Annotated in this window: 14 protein-coding genes and 1 pseudogene; 13 read left to right on the top strand and 2 right to left on the bottom strand. The window is 39.3% G+C overall.

Annotation, left to right across the window (positions count from 1 at the left end; genetic code table 11):
- Positions 1 to 75: 75 nt before the first annotated feature.
- Positions 76 to 963, top strand: a complete 888-nt coding sequence (locus LC455_RS03000) for a YitT family protein (protein ID WP_223588066.1) — start codon at positions 76 to 78, stop codon at positions 961 to 963.
- A gap of 54 nt (positions 964 to 1,017) precedes the next feature.
- The gene (locus LC455_RS31855) at positions 1,018 to 1,107 is read left to right on the top strand and encodes an IS3 family transposase (protein ID WP_223588065.1); all 90 of its coding nucleotides are present in this window, start codon (positions 1,018 to 1,020) and stop codon (positions 1,105 to 1,107) included.
- A gap of 48 nt (positions 1,108 to 1,155) precedes the next feature.
- On the opposite strand, the gene LC455_RS02990 is transcribed toward LC455_RS31855, so the two are convergent.
- The gene (locus tag LC455_RS02990) at positions 1,156 to 1,791 is read right to left on the bottom strand and encodes an RraA family protein (protein ID WP_223588064.1); all 636 of its coding nucleotides are present in this window, start codon (positions 1,789 to 1,791) and stop codon (positions 1,156 to 1,158) included.
- A 302-nt stretch (positions 1,792 to 2,093) separates the two neighbouring features.
- Between LC455_RS02990 and LC455_RS02985 the strand changes: the two genes are divergently transcribed.
- The 4 genes and pseudogenes from LC455_RS02985 to LC455_RS02970 all read left to right on the top strand — a co-directional run bounded on the left by LC455_RS02985 (position 2,094) and on the right by LC455_RS02970 (position 6,214).
- Complete coding sequence (locus tag LC455_RS02985) at positions 2,094 to 2,966, top strand: Bug family tripartite tricarboxylate transporter substrate binding protein (protein WP_223588063.1); 873 nt, start codon at positions 2,094 to 2,096, stop codon at positions 2,964 to 2,966.
- 272 nt (positions 2,967 to 3,238) lie between these two features.
- Positions 3,239 to 3,661, top strand: a pseudogene (locus LC455_RS02980) (nucleotide-binding domain containing protein); the annotation flags it as partial.
- A gap of 289 nt (positions 3,662 to 3,950) precedes the next feature.
- Positions 3,951 to 4,952 carry an ROK family transcriptional regulator gene (locus LC455_RS02975; protein ID WP_223588688.1) on the top strand — a complete coding sequence of 334 codons (1,002 nt, stop codon included), beginning with the start codon at positions 3,951 to 3,953 and terminating at the stop codon, positions 4,950 to 4,952.
- 29 nt (positions 4,953 to 4,981) lie between these two features.
- Positions 4,982 to 6,214 (top strand): MFS transporter, encoded by a 1,233-nt coding sequence (locus LC455_RS02970; RefSeq protein ID WP_223588061.1) that lies wholly within the window; start codon positions 4,982 to 4,984, stop codon positions 6,212 to 6,214.
- 1 nt (position 6,215) lies between these two features.
- Here LC455_RS02970 and LC455_RS02965 read toward each other — a convergent pair whose 3' ends face one another.
- Positions 6,216 to 7,637 carry a PQQ-dependent sugar dehydrogenase gene (locus LC455_RS02965; RefSeq protein WP_223588060.1) on the bottom strand — a complete coding sequence of 474 codons (1,422 nt, stop codon included), beginning with the start codon at positions 7,635 to 7,637 and terminating at the stop codon, positions 6,216 to 6,218.
- A 280-nt stretch (positions 7,638 to 7,917) separates the two neighbouring features.
- Here LC455_RS02965 and LC455_RS02960 point away from each other — a divergent pair, with 280 nt between their 5' ends.
- The 7 genes from LC455_RS02960 (at position 7,918) to LC455_RS02930 (ending at position 17,549) form a co-directional block, all read left to right on the top strand.
- Positions 7,918 to 8,097: a hypothetical protein gene (locus LC455_RS02960; RefSeq protein WP_223588059.1), complete on the top strand. Its 180-nt coding sequence runs from the start codon at positions 7,918 to 7,920 to the stop codon at positions 8,095 to 8,097.
- Positions 8,098 to 8,115: 18 nt separating this feature from the next.
- Entirely contained in the window at positions 8,116 to 9,453 is a 1,338-nt protein-coding gene (locus LC455_RS02955; protein WP_223588058.1) for a pectinesterase family protein, read from the top strand.
- A 34-nt stretch (positions 9,454 to 9,487) separates the two neighbouring features.
- Entirely contained in the window at positions 9,488 to 10,285 is a 798-nt protein-coding gene (locus LC455_RS02950; protein WP_223588057.1) for a rhamnogalacturonan acetylesterase, read from the top strand.
- Positions 10,286 to 10,301: 16 nt separating this feature from the next.
- Positions 10,302 to 12,905, top strand: a complete 2,604-nt coding sequence (locus LC455_RS02945; RefSeq protein ID WP_223588056.1) for a right-handed parallel beta-helix repeat-containing protein — start codon at positions 10,302 to 10,304, stop codon at positions 12,903 to 12,905.
- A gap of 240 nt (positions 12,906 to 13,145) precedes the next feature.
- Positions 13,146 to 14,456, top strand: coding sequence for a pectate lyase family protein (locus tag LC455_RS02940; protein WP_223588055.1), 1,311 nt, complete (start codon positions 13,146 to 13,148; stop codon positions 14,454 to 14,456).
- A 111-nt stretch (positions 14,457 to 14,567) separates the two neighbouring features.
- Complete coding sequence (locus LC455_RS02935) at positions 14,568 to 16,148, top strand: response regulator transcription factor (protein ID WP_223588054.1); 1,581 nt, start codon at positions 14,568 to 14,570, stop codon at positions 16,146 to 16,148.
- 84 nt (positions 16,149 to 16,232) lie between these two features.
- Entirely contained in the window at positions 16,233 to 17,549 is a 1,317-nt protein-coding gene (locus tag LC455_RS02930) for a multi antimicrobial extrusion protein MatE (RefSeq protein ID WP_223588053.1), read from the top strand.
- Positions 17,550 to 17,586: the final 37 nt, after the last annotated feature.

Genomic DNA, 17,586 nt, shown 5'->3' with positions numbered 1-17,586 from the left:
TGATTATAAAATGGGCATATTATTTGAATTGTTAACAATAGGGAAACAATAATAAATATGGAAGGGAGAGATTTAATGAATACACCTGAAGCAAAAAAGGGAATAAAACACAAAAGATTAACCTTAAGGAATATTGTCCAAAGAGCGGTATTTATTACTATTGGTGCCATCATTATGGCTTATGGTTTAGAAGCAGTGTTAATTCCAAACAATATGATCGACGGTGGTGTAACGGGCTTATCCATGATTTTGAGTCATGTGACCGCCATAAATCTAAGTATATTTTTAGTTATTTTAAACTTGCCTTTCTTTTTCTTAGGATATAAACAAATCGGTAAAACCTTTGCGATTAGCATGTTGTATGGAATTGTAGCTCTCTCTGTGGCGACTTCTTTTATGCATCATGTAAAACCTATCGTAAATAATGAGTTACTGGCAGTTGTTTTCGGTGGTTTAATTTTAGGTTTAGGGGTAGGTTTAACAATCAGAAATGGTGGAGTTTTAGATGGTACAGAAACATTGGCAATTTTAGTTGAGAAAAGACTCCCGTTTTCTGTAGGTGAAATTATCATGTTTGTAAATGTGATTATCTTCACGATTGCAGCTTTTGTCTACTCTTTAGAAAATGCTTTATTCTCAATGCTTACATATTATATTGCATTCAAGACTATTGACGTTGTTGTTAAAGGATTGGATGATATGAAATCCGTGTATATCATAAGCGATAATACTGACGAGATTTCGGATGCGATAACAGAGCGTTTAGGTCGGGGCGTGACCTATTTGCACGGAGAGGGTTCCTATAGCGGCGAAGATAAACGAGTTATATTATGTGTTTTTACAAGGCTTGAGGAGACCAAGATGAAAGATATCATTAGGGAGCTAGACCCCCAAGCATTTATCATTGCTACTGATGTATCTTCCGTATATGGTGGTCGATTTAAGAAAAAAGATATTCATTAAAACAGAATAAAATAAGTATTTTCAAAAATGGGATGAGCAGCTTCTTTTTACATATTGCAAGACCAACCTATTCCCTATAATCACAAACGAATTAAGGCAAAAATAATAGGCATGAGCCCAGTACAATACCGGACTCATGCCTAACTCGCTGCCTAACCCGAAATACGTGTCTAACTTTACGGGATCACTTCATTAGCGGCTGCTTTTACTATTATTATTCAACATACTATCTAAATAACGGATTACTTCATCTGGTTTACCGGAAACTTTCTCATCCCGTTCTTGATCTTTCACAAGTTTTTCTTTTGCTTTCCTTAAAACTTCTTCCTCAATTGCTTGCGGAACGACTACAACCCCATCAGCATCCGCGACAATGATGTCTCCTGGACTTACTGAGGTGCCGCCGCAAGAAATCGGGACGTTGACTTCACCCCAGCCGCCCTTAGCACTTGAGGCAACTGTGGTACCTTTGCAGAAAACTGGAAAATTCAGCATTTTTACCCCGAGGATGTCTCGAATAACCCCATCGGTTACGACCCCTTTTATGCCTAATGTTTGCGCCAGCCCAAGGATGAAATCCCCTGCGATGGTTCGATAGGTATCACCTTTGGCATCTACAACGATAATATCTCCTGGCTTGGCCTCACGAATAGCACGTAAAACACATTGATTATCTCCGACAGGCATTTTAACAGTATAGGCGCGGCCTGCCATTCTGTATTCTTCTTTTAATGGTTTAATGGATGGATCCATATTATTTAGCCCTTGCATGGTGTCAGAAATACAGGTGGTTGGAATTTCTTGAAATGCTGAAACAATTTCGCTCATGGTTAGCTCCTTTACTATTTTTATAGAGTATATTTTTATGTTACCTAATACTTTGTACATTCCATAATAGTAAAAAGGAATGGATAAATATAACTAGAAGGAATCAAAAATAGTTTAATCGATTATCCTACTCTAATCAATTGAAAATTCTAAATATTTTGCAAGTAATTAATATATAGAATAATTGCATAATAAAAAGTTATGGTTTTAGATAAAAAGAGTGAATTTTATTTTAATAGTATTCTATTTTAAAGTTAATGATGAAAGCGATAACAAATATGAAAAATAACGGAGGGGATCAAATGTTTAAACAGAAATGGCTAATGGTCGTGATGACAGGTCTTCTGGCTTTTAGTTTGGCAGCCTGTTCAGGAACGGACAAAACATCAGGTGGAAATTCTAAAAAAGAACAGAAAGAATACAAACCTGAAAAGGCGATCTCAATTATGGCTCCATCGGGGGCTGGGGGCGGAATTGATACAGCCGCAAGAATCGTCGCCAAACTTGCCAATGAAAAAGGCTTAGTAGACCAGCCGATTACGGTCGAGAATAAACCAGGCGGTGGACAAGTTCTAGGTACGACCGAATTTGCTACGCAGGAAGTGGGAAATGACACTAAACTTATGCTTGCTTCTACTCCGTTCGTTCTTAACTTCATTAAGGGTGAAGGAACAGCTACTGTTTCCTTCCGTGATGTGACACCTCTGGCCCGATTGCAGGTGGACTATGGGGTTCTTGCCGTAAAAGCTGACTCAAAATATAAAGATCTGAAATCGCTTATGGATGCAATCAAAGCAGATCCTACCTCCTTGACTGTTTCTGGCGGCGGGGCACCAGGAACATGGGATTACTTGAATGCCATTCTTGTTGCTGATTCCTATGGAATTGATGGCAAGAAGGTGAAGTATACAGCTTATGATGGCGGTTCAGAAGCCGTTACAGCGCTGCTTGGCGGAAATGCGGATGTTCTCACGTCTGACTTATCCAGTGTTGCTGAATATTTGAAATCTGGAGATGTAAGAGTGTTAGGAATTAGTTCTACTGAAAGAATTACTGGGGAATACTCAAACATTCCAACATATAAGGAACAAGGCTTTGACGTAGTGAAAGAGAACTGGCGCGGCCTATATGGTCCGAAGGATATGTCAAAAGAAGCTAGTGGAAGGCTGAATTAGAAAGACTAGGAATTCAGGATGGTTACATGAATTCTAAGGATTTAATTGCCTCCATGGAATCTGAAGAAGCGTCTTATCTAAAATTATATAAAAAACTTGGCTAAGCTAAAAAATAAGAGTTTAGCATTTTATTATGAGTGAGAAGAGATCACCTCTTTCTCACTCATTCTTATAGGAGGGATATTTTTGAACAAAGCGTTTGACAGATGTTTAAGTTTAGCTTTAGTGGCAGTATGTTCATTATTTATTTTTGAAAGCACCAAGATGATGAAGAGAAAGAAGTAAGGCGTGTTTTCGAGGAAACTCGGCTATTTTTGAAACAAGGCAAAGACGTATTAATTATGGCAAATAATCAAGAAGAAGTGGTATTGGAGACAAAAGAAATTGGTTTGAAGCAAAATATTGATTCTTTGACAATAAGTAAAATGGTGTCGGCGATGTTGGCCGATGTTACAGAGAAGATTGTAAATTCCACCGGTTTAAAGAGATTGGTGGTAGCAGGCGGGGACACTTCCGGAACTGTCAGCCGGAAATTAGGCATAAGAGGAAACTATGTTCTTAAAGAGATTGAGACTGGTTTACCGTCTGGATTGGCATTGGGACGTCCAATGTTAATTGTCTTAAAATCGGGAAGTTTTGGTAAACCTGATTTTCTTGTTCGTGCTGTTGAGCATTTGAAAGACCTTTCACAGTAAGGTAATTCGTTAAAGAGGTAATCGGCAACTATATATTGCTTCTTTTGCTGAACAAGCGAAAGAAGCTTTTTTATTGCCTTATTTACTTTTTGAGTTTGGATTTATTCAGTGGGTATAAAATATGGAACAGGGACGGTTCTTTCTGTTGCTCTTTGGTAATTTTCTATGATATATTACCAGCATCACTTATTAAAGACGTTTAATAAGTTTTTTAATGAATACTTATTAAACGTCTTTAATAAGTTTATGTTAATAGGCGGTGACTTTTGTGAATACGACTGTAAAATCCATGAGAATGGAAATTCTTCGCGGTATTCGTAAATCTCTTTTAGAAATAGGAAGTGCAACAAAAGTTGAACTTAGCGAAAAATTAGGAATTAGTTTCCCTACAATAAGTAAATTCTTAAGCCAAATGGAAAAGAACGGTGAACTTATTTCAGTTGGCCTTGATGATTCAAGTGGTGGTAGAAGGGCAAAAAGATATACATACAATCCGGAATATATGTTAGGGCTGGCCATTTTTTTGGAAAAAACAGAAACCAATTATATTGTCTTTAACTGTTTAGGAGAAGTAAAAGACGAGGGGAAAACCTCAAGTGCATTAATCGATGATGAGTTAACATCATTAACCAAGTGTGTTGAAGAGTTAATCAAAAAGTATCCTAAAATCAGTTCTATAGCCATTGGTGTACCTGGTTCCGTTGATAATGGACGGATTATTTATATACCAGGTTATGACCATCTTCAAAACTTTGATTTGAAGGGATACTTAGAATATCGTTTCTCTATACCTGTAGTAATAGAAAACGATATGAATGCGGCAGTCCTTGGCTATCACGATCGAAAGGCAAAGAAAATTAGATCGCTCATTTATTTATATTCTGGTCAAAATGGTCCAGGTGCCGGCATTATGGTAAATGGAGTTGTTGTACGAGGCAGCACAAATTTTTCAGGAGAGGTTTCATTCGTCCCACAATATGATTACCGAAATTTCGGGCAGGCTTTGAAAACTGGAGTCGGGACGAAGAAAGCATCTATATCTGAGGAATACGAGATTGACGCTATTAGTAGGTTAATCGCTTCATTTACTGCAATCATAAACCCTCATTCCATTATTTTTTGCGAGGATGAAGTCGATCAATTGATTCTAGACCATATTGCAGAACGAAGCTCTAGATATATTCCTGCAGAGCATCTTCCGGATCTTAAAATGAGTGATTGGAAACAAGACTATCTATTTGGATTACAAAGTCTTGGTCTTGGTCTCATGATCACCGGAAAAAGCAGCTAAGACACTTATAAAAAAAGGCGGGGTTTTACATGGCTACATTCTTTTTAGTAATTATCTACTTGGCATTTATCAGCTTGGGGTTACCTGATTCCTTATTGGGAGTGTCATGGTCTATGATGCAATCGGAATTTGGGGCACCGCTTGAGACTGCAGGATTGCTTTTTATGACAATCGCTGGAGGAACAATCATTTCCAGTTTTGCTAGCGGAGCAGTACTTAAACGCTTCGGAACGGGCATTGTTACATTTTTCAGTTGTTTCATGACAGCTGGAGCACTGCTTGGGTTTCATTTTGCTCCATCGCTATTTTGGTTGTTTATTTTCGCTATACCACTTGGATTAGGTGCAGGGGCCGTTGATTCGGGATTAAACAATTATGTAGCTTCCCATTACAAAGCACACCACATGAGCTGGCTTCATTGTTTTTGGGGAGTTGGGGCTACACTTGGTCCAGTGATTATGGCTCAATTTATTTCAGGGCAGCATTCATGGAGAAGCGGGTATCTTGCCATTGCTGGTCTTCAGTTTGCATTAGTTATTATTCTATTCTTCACTTTGCCTTTATGGAATAAGGTAGGTGGAAACAGTCAGGTTATCTTAGCTAATGATCCAGAAAAACATAATAGTGGATTGAATAGAGCAGATGCTAAAAATCAAAAACCCATGCAAATTAGGGGAGTTAAACTAGCTTTGATCTCTTTCTTGTTTTATTGTGGCGCAGAGGCAACAATGGGTCTCTGGGGAAGTAGTTTCCTAGTAAATGTTAAAGATTTATCCGTAGAGACAGCAGCAAAATGGGTTTCCTTTTTCTATGCAGGAATAACCATAGGTAGATTTATAACAGGCTTTATTACTTTAAAAATAGGAAACCGTACTCTTATTCGGATGGGACAATTACTAGCATTATTTGGTGCGGCACTTCTATTTCTTCCATTGCCGTCCACGATCTCACTAGTTGGTTTTATTATGGTTGGATTAGGATTAGCACCTATTTTCCCATGTATGTTACATGAAACACCAAAACGATTTGGACAGGAACATTCAGAGACCATAATGGGGTATCAAATGGCTATTGCCTATACAGGCAGTACGTTCCTGCCGCCAATTCTTGGTTTCATTGCCGCACACTCAACAATAGGAATCTTCCCATTTGTCGTTGCAGGGTTTGTTGCCATCATGTTATTAGGTTCTGAAAAATTAAATGCCATATTGAATAGAAACGATTTATTACGTGAAAAAAAGAAAAACTCTAACGTAATTTAATTCATGGGACAATTTCAAAAACAGTTCCTTGGTTAAAATCAGTCACTTTCATTGAGCCATAAACCCCTAAATATAGTCTGGTTTGATCAAGGTTCGTTCCCAAATTAACATAATAAGATGATTGAGATCCAAAATTATAATCAGTTTCGATCACACTATAATCATTTAGTTTACCATCTGTTCTTACCCTACTATAAGCTAAAACCCCTCTAACAGGAGGGCGAGACTCTTCCTTTCGGGCAAGATCGGTAAACACAACGCTTCCCATTAAATCGGGGATTCCATTTCCCAAATAGGCTTGCACCCCTGTAAGTGCAGTTCCTCCAAACTTATCGGGCCTTTGGTCTTTATGAAAATAACTGGTTAGAGGCTGAAGACGCCTTACTGAAACTTTGATTGCTTCATCGTAATAAGCCATTGTTTTCTCGTCTAAACCCTGGGCATTAGTGCAATTCCTAATGATCGATGTAGGAAAAGCACCTTCCCAGCCTCGCCAGCCAAAGTTAATAAATCCTTCTGGATCTGGTTCCATATTCATTAAAGAAGCTTGAACAAGCTGCGGAACCGGTATTGGTTTATGATGTAAGAATGAAAAAATCGACTCCACCAAATCCTGTCCGACATTTCCCACATATTTGATAAATTGATTATAAAATCGTTGAAAGGAAATGCCTGGTATATTGCGGACCCCTTTGGCCATAACCGTAAGCGTTTCCTGAATTGGTACGGGCAGTTCATTAAAACGTGTGACTACTGGTGGTTTATTGATAAATGTATTTTTACTTACATCAATTTCAATAATTTTCCCGGCGATTTCCATATCGTCCTGACTTAAATTGAATGGATCATAGCCCGACCCGCCATCCCCGGTTGTTAAAACCAGTTTCCCTGTTTCAGGTGAAAAGTTTAAGCTATTGAGCCCATTATGATTCATAAATGGTCTTCTTATGTTAAGTAATGTCCGTCGTTTTTGAGGCAGCCCATTCGATTGTAAAACCCATTCTTCTACTGTATCAATATGATCATATTGAGATTCTCTATTTTCCCACTTTAGGTTTAAGGTTTTGGGATCACACGGGTTAGGATTAAAACCCTCAGTTGGTGCACCTGCACCTGGACCTTGTGTTCCAGCGAGTGAATAATGAAGAAAAAACAGACCGTTATAATAAAAATGGGGATGAAACGCAAGGCCCAACAATCCCCTTTCATCATAACCACCCCCGGACTCCCCAAGTTTAATGATTTGAGGACGAATATCTAAAAAAGTACTTAAACTTGAGTTTGCTATGTAAAAGATCTCACCTACCTGCGTTGCAATAAATAATCGTTCAGTTGTGTCACCCGGAAGGATAGTTGTTTTCAAAACAGTGGGTAAATTGATCTTACTGACAATCGGACGTAAACGAACCTTCACTTTTTTCACCCGGCTTTCCACTCCTTCTTATTGTTTTCTTTTATAAGAATATGACTAGAACAGTTCTATCAGTACCAAATAAGGGATGTGGTGGTGTTTTTGTCTTCAGGAAATTTCATGAGTAATTGTTACTATAAATCTAGAAAATATGAAGAAGTAAAACTGAAACTATTTTACTGATTTTTAAAAAGTAAAAAATATAAAACAATTATCTAAAAATTTTGTATTCTCAAAAAAGGAACTCGCTTGCATAATAACACTTAGACTTTGCGAAAGGAAGGTAATAGAATTGGACGATTTTAAAAAGCGAAATAAAAAAATGGTGCTCTCTTCAGTGACATTGGCCGCAATGTTAAGTGGTTTTCATCCAGTTTACAGTTTTGCTGAGTCAGCTGTGGAATCACCAAACTATATGGAATCCTCCGCTGCTGCTTCTGAAACCAAGATTAACGTGATAGATGCTTCTTAATTAATTAGCGGACTTCATATGAAAAAGTTAAAAATGTTAGGGATAGCAGCGGAAGGGATGGAAACAGAAACTCCGAAAGTTTATCCGCCAGGGAATAAAGTTAAAATCAAAGAAGTAGATTACATTGGTCATAACCTGATTGCGGTAACTTTTGACAGAAAGCTAGAATCCATTAACGTAAATGACGTCTCTTTTTTAAAAAATGGAGAAAGTCTTGAAGTGAAAAGAGCCGCAATCGCTGAAGGAAAAGAAGGTCAAACTGTCATCTTTTATGAATCCGAAACCCCCATTAATTCAGAATCCTTCATCATGGAAGACAAAATTGTTGCCTCAGTAGTTAAGGAAGACTCCAAAGATATCAGTGGAAATACTTTAAAGATTTATGATCACAGAAAGCTCAAAGATATTACAACGCAGTTGAACGAAATACCGAATTTATTGACCGTATCCAAGGACGGCCTGGCGGATTATACTACGGTCCAGGGTGCAATTGACGCGGTTCCTGCTAATAATACCGAAAAAGTGGAAGTGTTTATCGAAAATGGTGTTTACAAGGAGCTTGTGACCATTCCTAAGGATAAGCCTTTTATTCACCTCAAAGGTGAAAACGCTTCCGGAACCATCATAACTTATGATAACTACTCTGGTAGGGCAAAGCCTGAAGGCGGAACCTATGGGACAACCGGAAGTGCCAGCGTTTATATCTATGGAGATGATTTTACCGCTGAGAACCTTACGTTTGAAAATTCATTTGATGAGCAAAGTGTGAATGTTAACAATAAGCAGGCTGTTGCGGTTTACGCTAGAGGAGACCGGCAAACGTTTAAAAATTCCCGGTTTATTGGGAATCAGGACACCTTGTATGTAAATGGCGGAACACAATATTTCTACCAATCTTATATCGAGGGTGATGTTGATTTCATTTTTGGGCGTTCAAGTGCCGTCTTCGAAGAATGTGAGATTTTTTCTCTTGACCGCGGCTCGTCCACGAATAATGGATTTGTAACTGCTGCCAGTACATTGATTACGGAGCCTTATGGATACTTATTCCTGAACTCAAAGCTGTTAAGCAATGCTCCGGCAGGTACCGTTTATTTGGGCAGGCCTTGGCATCCAAGCGGCGATCCTAATGCCATCGGAAGTGTAGTTTTTATGAATAGTTATCTCGGGCCACATATCATTGAGCAAGGCTGGACTGATATGTCAGGTTTTTCCTACAAAGACGCGAGATTTAATGAATATAAAAATTATGGCCCGGGAGCTGTCATCAATGAGGATCGCAGGCAACTGTCCGACGAAGAGGCCAAACTGTACAACATTGAAAATGTTCTGAAAGGCTGGGATCCTAAAGAGTAACTTTTAAAAAATGAGAATATAGAGGAGGAATATGATGAGAAAAAAGCTAAAAGAAAAAATTTTATTGATAACCATGTTTTTCTTAGCAGTTTCTTCGTTTTTGGGTGCTCTTCCATCTAAAGCTGCTAACGAGGATAACACTCACAAAAACCGAATAACGGTTTATCTGGCAGGAGATTCAACGGTTTCTAACTATGAGGACTCCTTAGCGCCAAGAGCTGGATGGGGACAAGTGTTTGATCGATTCTTCGACGATAAAATCGTTGTCAAAAATGAGGCTCCCTCTGGAAGGAGCTCAAAAAGTTTTATTGATGAAGGGAGGCTCGATTCTATCTTAAATCAAATCGAAAAGGGAGATTACCTGTTTATTCAATTTGGACATAATGACGAAAAAGTGGAGGATCCGACTCGTTATACTGAACCGCATTCCACTTATAAAAGTTACTTAAAGCAATATATTGACGGTGCAAGGGTAAAGGGAGCAACACCTGTCCTCGTTACTCCTGTTGAGCGCCGCCGTTTTACAGAAGAAGGGATTGCTCGTGATTCGCATGGCGAATACCCTGTAGCCATGAAAGAGCTTGGACTGGAAGAAAATGTACCAGTTATCGACCTCACGGCTAAAAGCAAGGCGTTATTCCAAGAGCTTGGGCCAGAAGGGACAAAGGATCTTTTTCTTTTCCTTGATGCTGGTGAGCATGTGAACTATCCAAATGGTGTTCAGGATAATACACATTTTCAGGAAGCTGGTGCGGAAGCGATCGCACGTCTTGTTCTTGAGGGCATCGAGGAATCTCATTTAGTCCCGGTACGTAATCACATTATAAAATAAATAGGGAGTGAGAAAATTGAAGGCACTAACAAAAATTCGAAGTGTATTTCTTGCCTCGCTTTTCATATGCAGCAGCATTCCTGCTGCATATGCAGAAGAAACAGGCGGTAAGGAGGGCACCGCCCAAAGTGAGAATTTAGTGTGGCAAAGCGTTACATTTGGCCAGTCAACCGATTTGAATTTTGCCGCGAATGTTCTGCCTGAAAAAATTGGGACAAACTATGCAGCACCAGAAAAGCCAGGCACCATTGAAGGAAATATTACCTTGGAGAGCAGGGGAGGGAAGCTGGCTCCTGGACACGATGGGTTGACATTCTATTATACAAAGCTCAATCCTAATATCGATAACTTTGTCTTGGAAGCGGACATGACCATTGAACAGTTCGGTCCGGAAACTGGGGCTGGACCAAATGGACAGGAAAGTGCCGGGATTATGGTCAGGGACACGATTGGTGCCCCGCGGCAAGACCCCATGATCCTTGGTTATGAAGAGGTTCCGGCAGCTTCCAATGTTTTTGGGGTCGGGATGATGCGCAATGGTGTAGCACCTATTTACAGGACAGGTGTTGTTTATCCATGGGGAAATCTCGGAAGCCAATTAAAAGCCTCTCCTTTTACAACAGATTCAAAATATAAACTTCCTGTTGGTACACCTGTTAAGGTAAGGCTGGAGCGTACTGACACAGAATTTATCATGTCTGCTACCTTCACTCATTTGGCTGAAGAAAAAACATTTGAACAAAGAATCAAAGGAGCTGATCTTGTTCAAATGATGGACAAGGATCATATGTATGTTGGTTTTTATGCAGCCAGAAATGCCAAAATGACCATTCAAAATGCAAAGCTTACTCTTAGTGAGGCATATACTGTACCCACACCGCCAACGGATTCTGTTCCAGATAAACCAGCAATGAATTTACTTTCGGCGCCGGAATCTGGTTCACACCAGTTTGATCTGAAAGCACTTGCCAATTATAAAGGTACGTTATCAGTATTAAAAGATGGGGAAGAAGTAGTGAGCGGGGCATCGGTCCAAAGGGATCAAGTTTATTCGTTCAGTACATTATTGGATAACGAAACCACCAATTTTACCGTTACCTTTACACCAAGTGAAGGACCATCCACTGCAACCATCACCAAGGACCTTACCGTAACTAAGAAAATTTATACGAACGGGGCAGGCTTGTTTGTATCACCAAAGGGAACTAGTTCTGCCAAAGGAACAATTAATGATCCAGTTGACCTGGAAACGGCCATTAAATTCGCTATACCTGGTGAAACCATTTACATGCGCGAGGGTACATATACTCCGTCTTCTATAGTTAATATTAAGAAGGAATATAGCGGTTCTAAAGAAAAAGTGAAAACGTTAATGGCTTACAATGGTGAAAAAGTAGTGATTGACGGACAAGGGAAACTTGGAAGTGTCCTGCAATTAAATGGAGATTACTGGCACTTGTTTGGTATCCAGATCACGAAGGCGTCCTCAACCGGAATGCGGGTAAGCGGTGACCATAATGTTGTCGAGCAGATGCTGTTCAACTATAACGGAGATACGGGACTGCAAATTAGCGGCAGTGGTTCCAATCCGGATTTATGGCCGAAATATAACTTAATCTTAAATTGTGAATCCCATGATAACCGCGACCTTTCCGATGAAAATGCAGATGGATTCGCCGCCAAGCTTGGGGTCGGTGTCGGAAATGTCTTCAGAGGAAACATCGCTCATCACAATATCGATGATGGCTGGGATTTATATAACCGGACGAATGAAGGCGCCAATATGCCGATTACACTAGAAGGAAACATTGCCTATTCGAACGGTAAACTGAGCAATGGCTATAATCAAGATGGAAACGCTGGTAATGGTTTTAAGCTTGGTGGGGAAGGCATGCCGGTGGCCCATATTGTCCGAAACAATATTGCCTTTGACAATAATATGGACGGTTTTACGGACAATTTTAATCCAGGTAAGATGGTTGTTGAAAATAACACAGCTTTTAATAATAAAAGGTTTAATTATGTATTCCGAATCAATCCATATTTCAACGCTGAAGAGCAGGGGACTTTTAAAAACAACCTTTCCTATCGATCTGCTTCTGGTGCGGTAAAAGATTTTATTTCAGGTAACAATGATAACACGAATTTCTTCTTTGACGGTTCCAAAACATCCAACAAAGAGGGGACCGTCGTTACTTCTAAGGACTTTGTCAGTGTTGAGATACCAGGCCAGTTTGATAGAGATATAGATGGTAATATCCTCTATGGCAGCTTTCTTCGTATCACTCCTGATAGTTTCCTAAATAGCGCAGGCCTTAATAAAGGCTATGTTGGCGCACTTCCAGCAGATCCTGTGTCCATTAGCCTGGAAGGCCCTGACGCTCTAAGAGAAGGGGAGACAGGTAAACTGGTTGTTGTTGCTAGATTCTTTGATGGCTCTGAAAAAGTTTTAGCTTCAGGAGTTCAGTTCAAGAGTGGTAATATCTCGATTGCTTCAGTAGACCGGGGAGGCAATCTTCGAGCAGGGGAGAAAGGGAAAACTTCTGTTACTGCTTCTTACCATGGATTGGAGGCAAAGCTTGACATCCATGTGAAACAAATGCCCCCAGGATTAAAATAAACGGATAGTGTAAAAGAAGGCAGCTTTTCAAAGCTGTCTTTTTTTGTCGTGCACTCTTAAATAATATTTAAAATATTTCGAACATCTAAAAATATCAAACAAACAGCTAAAGATATTGAATTCCTCGTGTAAGCGTTTTCGGATAAAATAAAAGGCAAGAAATGAGGATCCACTATTAAATAGGCAGCATTGAAGTTAATGATATTTCTTCATTAAATAATAAATTAAGGAGTGTTCAGGATGAAAAAAACATTTAGCAGTCTTTTAGCAGTCTCTTTGTTGACAATGGGTATTACCACGGTTTCAGCAGCTTCATCCGATTTAGGAACGGAAGTACTGGCACCGAAAGATGGCTGGGCTTCTTATGGGGAGGGAACAACTGGCGGAGCAAAGGCCGATGCAAGCCATGTGTTCACCGTAACAAATAAAGCCGAGCTTCTTAAGGCTCTTGACGGCGGCAAGGATAACAACCCTAAAATTATTTTTGTTAAAGGTACGATTGACTTTAATGTAGATTTGAATAATAATCCAATCGGACCTGAGTTTTATGCAGATCCGGCGTATGATTATAATGCCTACCTCGAAGCCTATAATCCTGCTATATGGGGACACAAAGATGAAGTGTCTGGCCCGCTCGAGGATGCACGTGCCCGCTCCGCTCAGAAACAAAAAGAGCAGATAGTTGTGAATATCGGCTCAAACACTTCCATTATTGGACTGGGCGATGATGCTAAAATCATTGGCGGCAGCTTTATCATGAGCGCAGTGGAAAATATTATTATCCGCAATATCGAATTTGAAGCACCTGTTGATTTCTTCCCGCAATGGGATCCGACAGACGGTGAGTTTGGTGAATGGAACTCCGAATATGATAATGTAACGGTAACAAATAACTCGCACAATGTCTGGATTGACCATAATAAGTTTACAGATGGAAAACATCATGATGAAGACTTTGGGAAAGTTTTCGGAAGAACCTACCAGCAGCATGACGGTTTGCTTGATGTAACTAACGGTGCTGATTATGTAACGATTTCTTACAATGTGTTAGAGGACCATGACAAGACCTCGCTGATCGGCTCCAGTGATAGTAGAACGAGCGACGGGCAGCACTTAAAGGTCACGATTCACCATAACTATTACAAAAACCTCACACAGCGTCTGCCAAGGGTCCGTTATGGTCAAGTCCATGTTTACAACAATTATTATGAGTTTAATAAAGACTCAGATTATGAGTTTGATTATGCCCTTGGAGTTGGCGTAAACTCAAAAATTTATGCAGAGAACAATTATTTTAATTTCGATTTTGATGTCGATCCTGGAGAAATTATCAAAGATTGGAAGGGCACCACTATTTATGAAAGTGGATCTTTTGTCAATGGAAAAAGCTCCGCGAATGAAGTCGATCTAGTCGATGCCTTTAATCAAACACATACAGTGCAGCTAAATGAAAATGTTGGCTGGGAACCATCCTTATTTACAAGAATTGATCCGACACAGGCTGTTCCAGCACTGGTAAAAGCTAAGGCTGGTACTGGCAAACTAAAATAGACGGTAAAGAACCCATAAAATGATTATGGGTTCTAGCTGTTTTATCTGGAATGTTGAGGATAGGAAGGAGGACCTATTCCCAGTCCTAAAAATATCTGGAGGCCATAGATAATGTATAAAGTAGCAATAGTTGATGACGATCGAATTATCCGTAAAGGATTATCCAGTGTTATACCCTGGACGGAATATGGATTTGACTTGGTTGGAGTAGGTGCCGATGGTGAACAAGGTCTGGAAATTATCAAAGAGCATGATCCACATATAGTTATATCCGATATTCAAATGCCCTTTATGAATGGACTAGAAATGACTAAGGTGATCAAAGAACATAATCCCAAAACAAGAGTGATATTTTTGACGGGTTATGAAAATTTTAAATATGCTCATGAGGCAATTAAGTTAAAAGCTTATGATTATCTCCTTAAACCAGTGGAAACTAGTGAATTGATTGAAAAGCTGAAACAAGCTGCAATCGAATTAGAGCTGGAACTGAGGAAAGAAAATTATATCACCGAAAGTCAATATTATTTCCAGCAGCAATTACTTAAAAGGTTAAGTCTTAACGAACTGACGATTGATGAAATAGTTAAAGAGCTAAGTATAGTAGGAATGGAGCCTAAGGAGACCATTGTTGCGGTACTGTATGTCAAACTGGACCAAACAGATTTTGGCTCCCTCCACAAAATGGAGACAGTGAAGGACTGTATTATGGAGTACTGCAGAAATATCCTTGATCATTATAAAATTAAAGGCCGTGTTGTTAACGCTGAAACGGAGCATTTTGCTGTCTTTCTATTTGGTTCCACATTACTGGCAGAGGATTTTACACATTCAATAACCAGTATAACCAGTGAATTCCTTTCAACAGTACAAGAAAACCTTCATACGACCATAACGATTACAAGGGGAAGAATCAATCATGAATTGGCACACCTTAGCTGCGCCTTTCGAGAAGCAGTAAAAGCGATGGAATTTCGTCATATGGTAGGTATCAATCGAGCTTATTCCATTGAAGAAATTGAAACTTTAGAGTGTGCAGAAGTGGCTGAACACCTAAAAATTGAAGAAGATTTTTTTAGATATATTTTCCTGGGACTTCCGGAAAAAGTGACGGAGCTATTAGAGAATGCCAAAAATGAACTTCTGACTAATAAAAAAGTATCCCTGCAGGAAATGGTTTTGTTCGCGGTTAGGCTTATTGGATTAATTTTTTATGAATCATCTAAAATAGCAAAAAACTGGGACTATACAAAATTCGGAAATTTCGAGAGCAGGCTATTAAAATTGCAGACCATCGATGAGATCTTTTCCGAAATTAAAATAATTGCTTCCGATTTAGCTGACTTTGCAAAAAGGCTAAATGGAAATCGAAAGCACACATTGGTTAACAAGGCGATTGAATTTATTCGTGACAATTACCATGTGGCCAATTTAAGTCTCCAAACAGTGGCAGAAGAAGTTCATGTGAACGCGGCCTATCTAAGTAATCTTTTCAAAGTAGAGAAAGGCTTCAACTTTGGGGATTTTCTCCTTGAAACGAGGATGGAGAAGGCGATGGAGTTATTTCAAAAAACAGATTTGAAGACCTATGAGGTAGCAGGAAGGATAGGATACTCAAATCCCCAATATTTTAGCAGCAGTTTTAAAAAATACACGGGTTTTTCTCCAATCGAATTTAAAAAGCTAAAATAGTCATATTATTTCGGAACTCGTGATAAAAATAAATGACCCTGTAAAAAAATGGAGATGAAAGGGAAAAGGGGTGAAAAATTTACTTTGTCAAAGATATTGAAGGATTCCAGTTTTATTAGGATACTAATATTTTTTATTCCATTGGCCGTATCCGCAAGTCTAACGTCCATTTCTCATGTCATTATAAATGGAACCTTAAGCCGGGCCGACCATGCCGAGGTCATTATTGCCAATTACGCTATTGCCTTTTCTTTATTTGGAATCCTTGAACGGCCGCTCTTAGTTTTTAGGCAAACGAGCTCAGCTTTAGCAAAAGGGAAAGCTTCCTTCAACAAAATTGCGGCTTTTTTTATCAAAGTTTCACTTGCAATAACAGCCCTATGTGCATTAATTGGTCTCACTCGGCTTGGAGACTTGGTGTTTATATATGGCTTTAATGCCGAAGCGGATTCTATGGCCTCCTTGAGGGTAACCTTTCTCGTTCTTTCAGGCGTCATCTTAGTTTCCGGCCTCCGCTGTTTATATCAGGGAATGATTATTAATAAGCTGGAAACAAAATGGTTAACCTTTGGCGTTGTTGTTCGGCTGGCAGGTATGTTTGCTGTCGCCGCATATTTGAATTTATCTAATCATGCAAATACAAGTGCCGCAGGTGCGATTATCTTTTTAGCAGGTATGGGAATCGAGTGCTTCATAAGTGTCTGGCGGGGGAATTCGATTGTTAAAGAAAACGAAAAGGAAACGGAAACAACATTGAGACAAAAAGAAATTTCTAATTTTTATTTTCCGTTAGTTATTTATTTATCCTTCCAGACAATTTTAATTCCGATCATTTACGCATTCCTTGGCAAAATTCAAGATGTACATTTAGGGATTGCCTCCTTCGCATTGGCTTTTAGCATTACCAACTTGATACTCAGCTTTTTTATGTACACTCATCAGATTGTCTTGCAATTCTATGAAAAAGACAAACGAATGGTTATAAAATGCGTGATTGTTTTCAGTATCGTTCCATCTGTTTTGCTGGCAATTCTTAGTTTTACAGCTGCCGGCCCTTGGTTTATGAGAACATTGCTTGGTGCTGACATGACATTGGCAGCTGAAAGTCTGCGTGTATTGAAATTTTTTATCATTAAAACGATGGTCTTCCCTTGGGTGGATTACTTTGGGGGCATTCTTATGCTTCAAAAAAGTACAAAGTCTCTATTAAAACCGCAAATTTTTAATATGGTCACTGTGGTCCTCGTAATTATTCCGTTAGTATTTTGGAATCCGGCACTAAATGGCAGTGCAGGTGCTATTGCAGCTTCGACTGGTGAATTAATCGGCTTGATTGCTGTTTACTTCGTTATATCCCGCAGGCAAAAAATCCCTCAAGTGGCAGAACAGAAAATTATTTAAATTTTTCAAGTATGGCTCCTCTCTGCCACTCGTGCGT

Source organism: Neobacillus bataviensis (assembly GCF_019969725.1).
This window is presented reverse-complemented; position numbering and strand designations above follow the sequence as displayed.

Excerpts from the sequence above, each read along its gene's own strand:
- LC455_RS02935 (WP_223588054.1), top strand. The coding sequence starts at position 14,568 with ATGTATAAAGTAGCAATAGTTGATGACGATCGAATTATCCGTAAAGGA.
- LC455_RS02990 (WP_223588064.1), bottom strand. The coding sequence starts at position 1,791 with ATGAGCGAAATTGTTTCAGCATTTCAAGAAATTCCAACCACCTGTATT.
- LC455_RS02955 (WP_223588058.1), top strand. The coding sequence starts at position 8,116 with ATGAAAAAGTTAAAAATGTTAGGGATAGCAGCGGAAGGGATGGAAACA.
- LC455_RS02950 (WP_223588057.1), top strand. The coding sequence starts at position 9,488 with ATGAGAAAAAAGCTAAAAGAAAAAATTTTATTGATAACCATGTTTTTC.
- LC455_RS02940 (WP_223588055.1), top strand. The coding sequence starts at position 13,146 with ATGAAAAAAACATTTAGCAGTCTTTTAGCAGTCTCTTTGTTGACAATG.
- LC455_RS03000 (WP_223588066.1), top strand. The coding sequence starts at position 76 with ATGAATACACCTGAAGCAAAAAAGGGAATAAAACACAAAAGATTAACC.
- LC455_RS02975 (WP_223588688.1), top strand. The coding sequence starts at position 3,951 with ATGAGAATGGAAATTCTTCGCGGTATTCGTAAATCTCTTTTAGAAATA.
- LC455_RS02970 (WP_223588061.1), top strand. The coding sequence starts at position 4,982 with ATGGCTACATTCTTTTTAGTAATTATCTACTTGGCATTTATCAGCTTG.
- LC455_RS02985 (WP_223588063.1), top strand. The coding sequence starts at position 2,094 with ATGTTTAAACAGAAATGGCTAATGGTCGTGATGACAGGTCTTCTGGCT.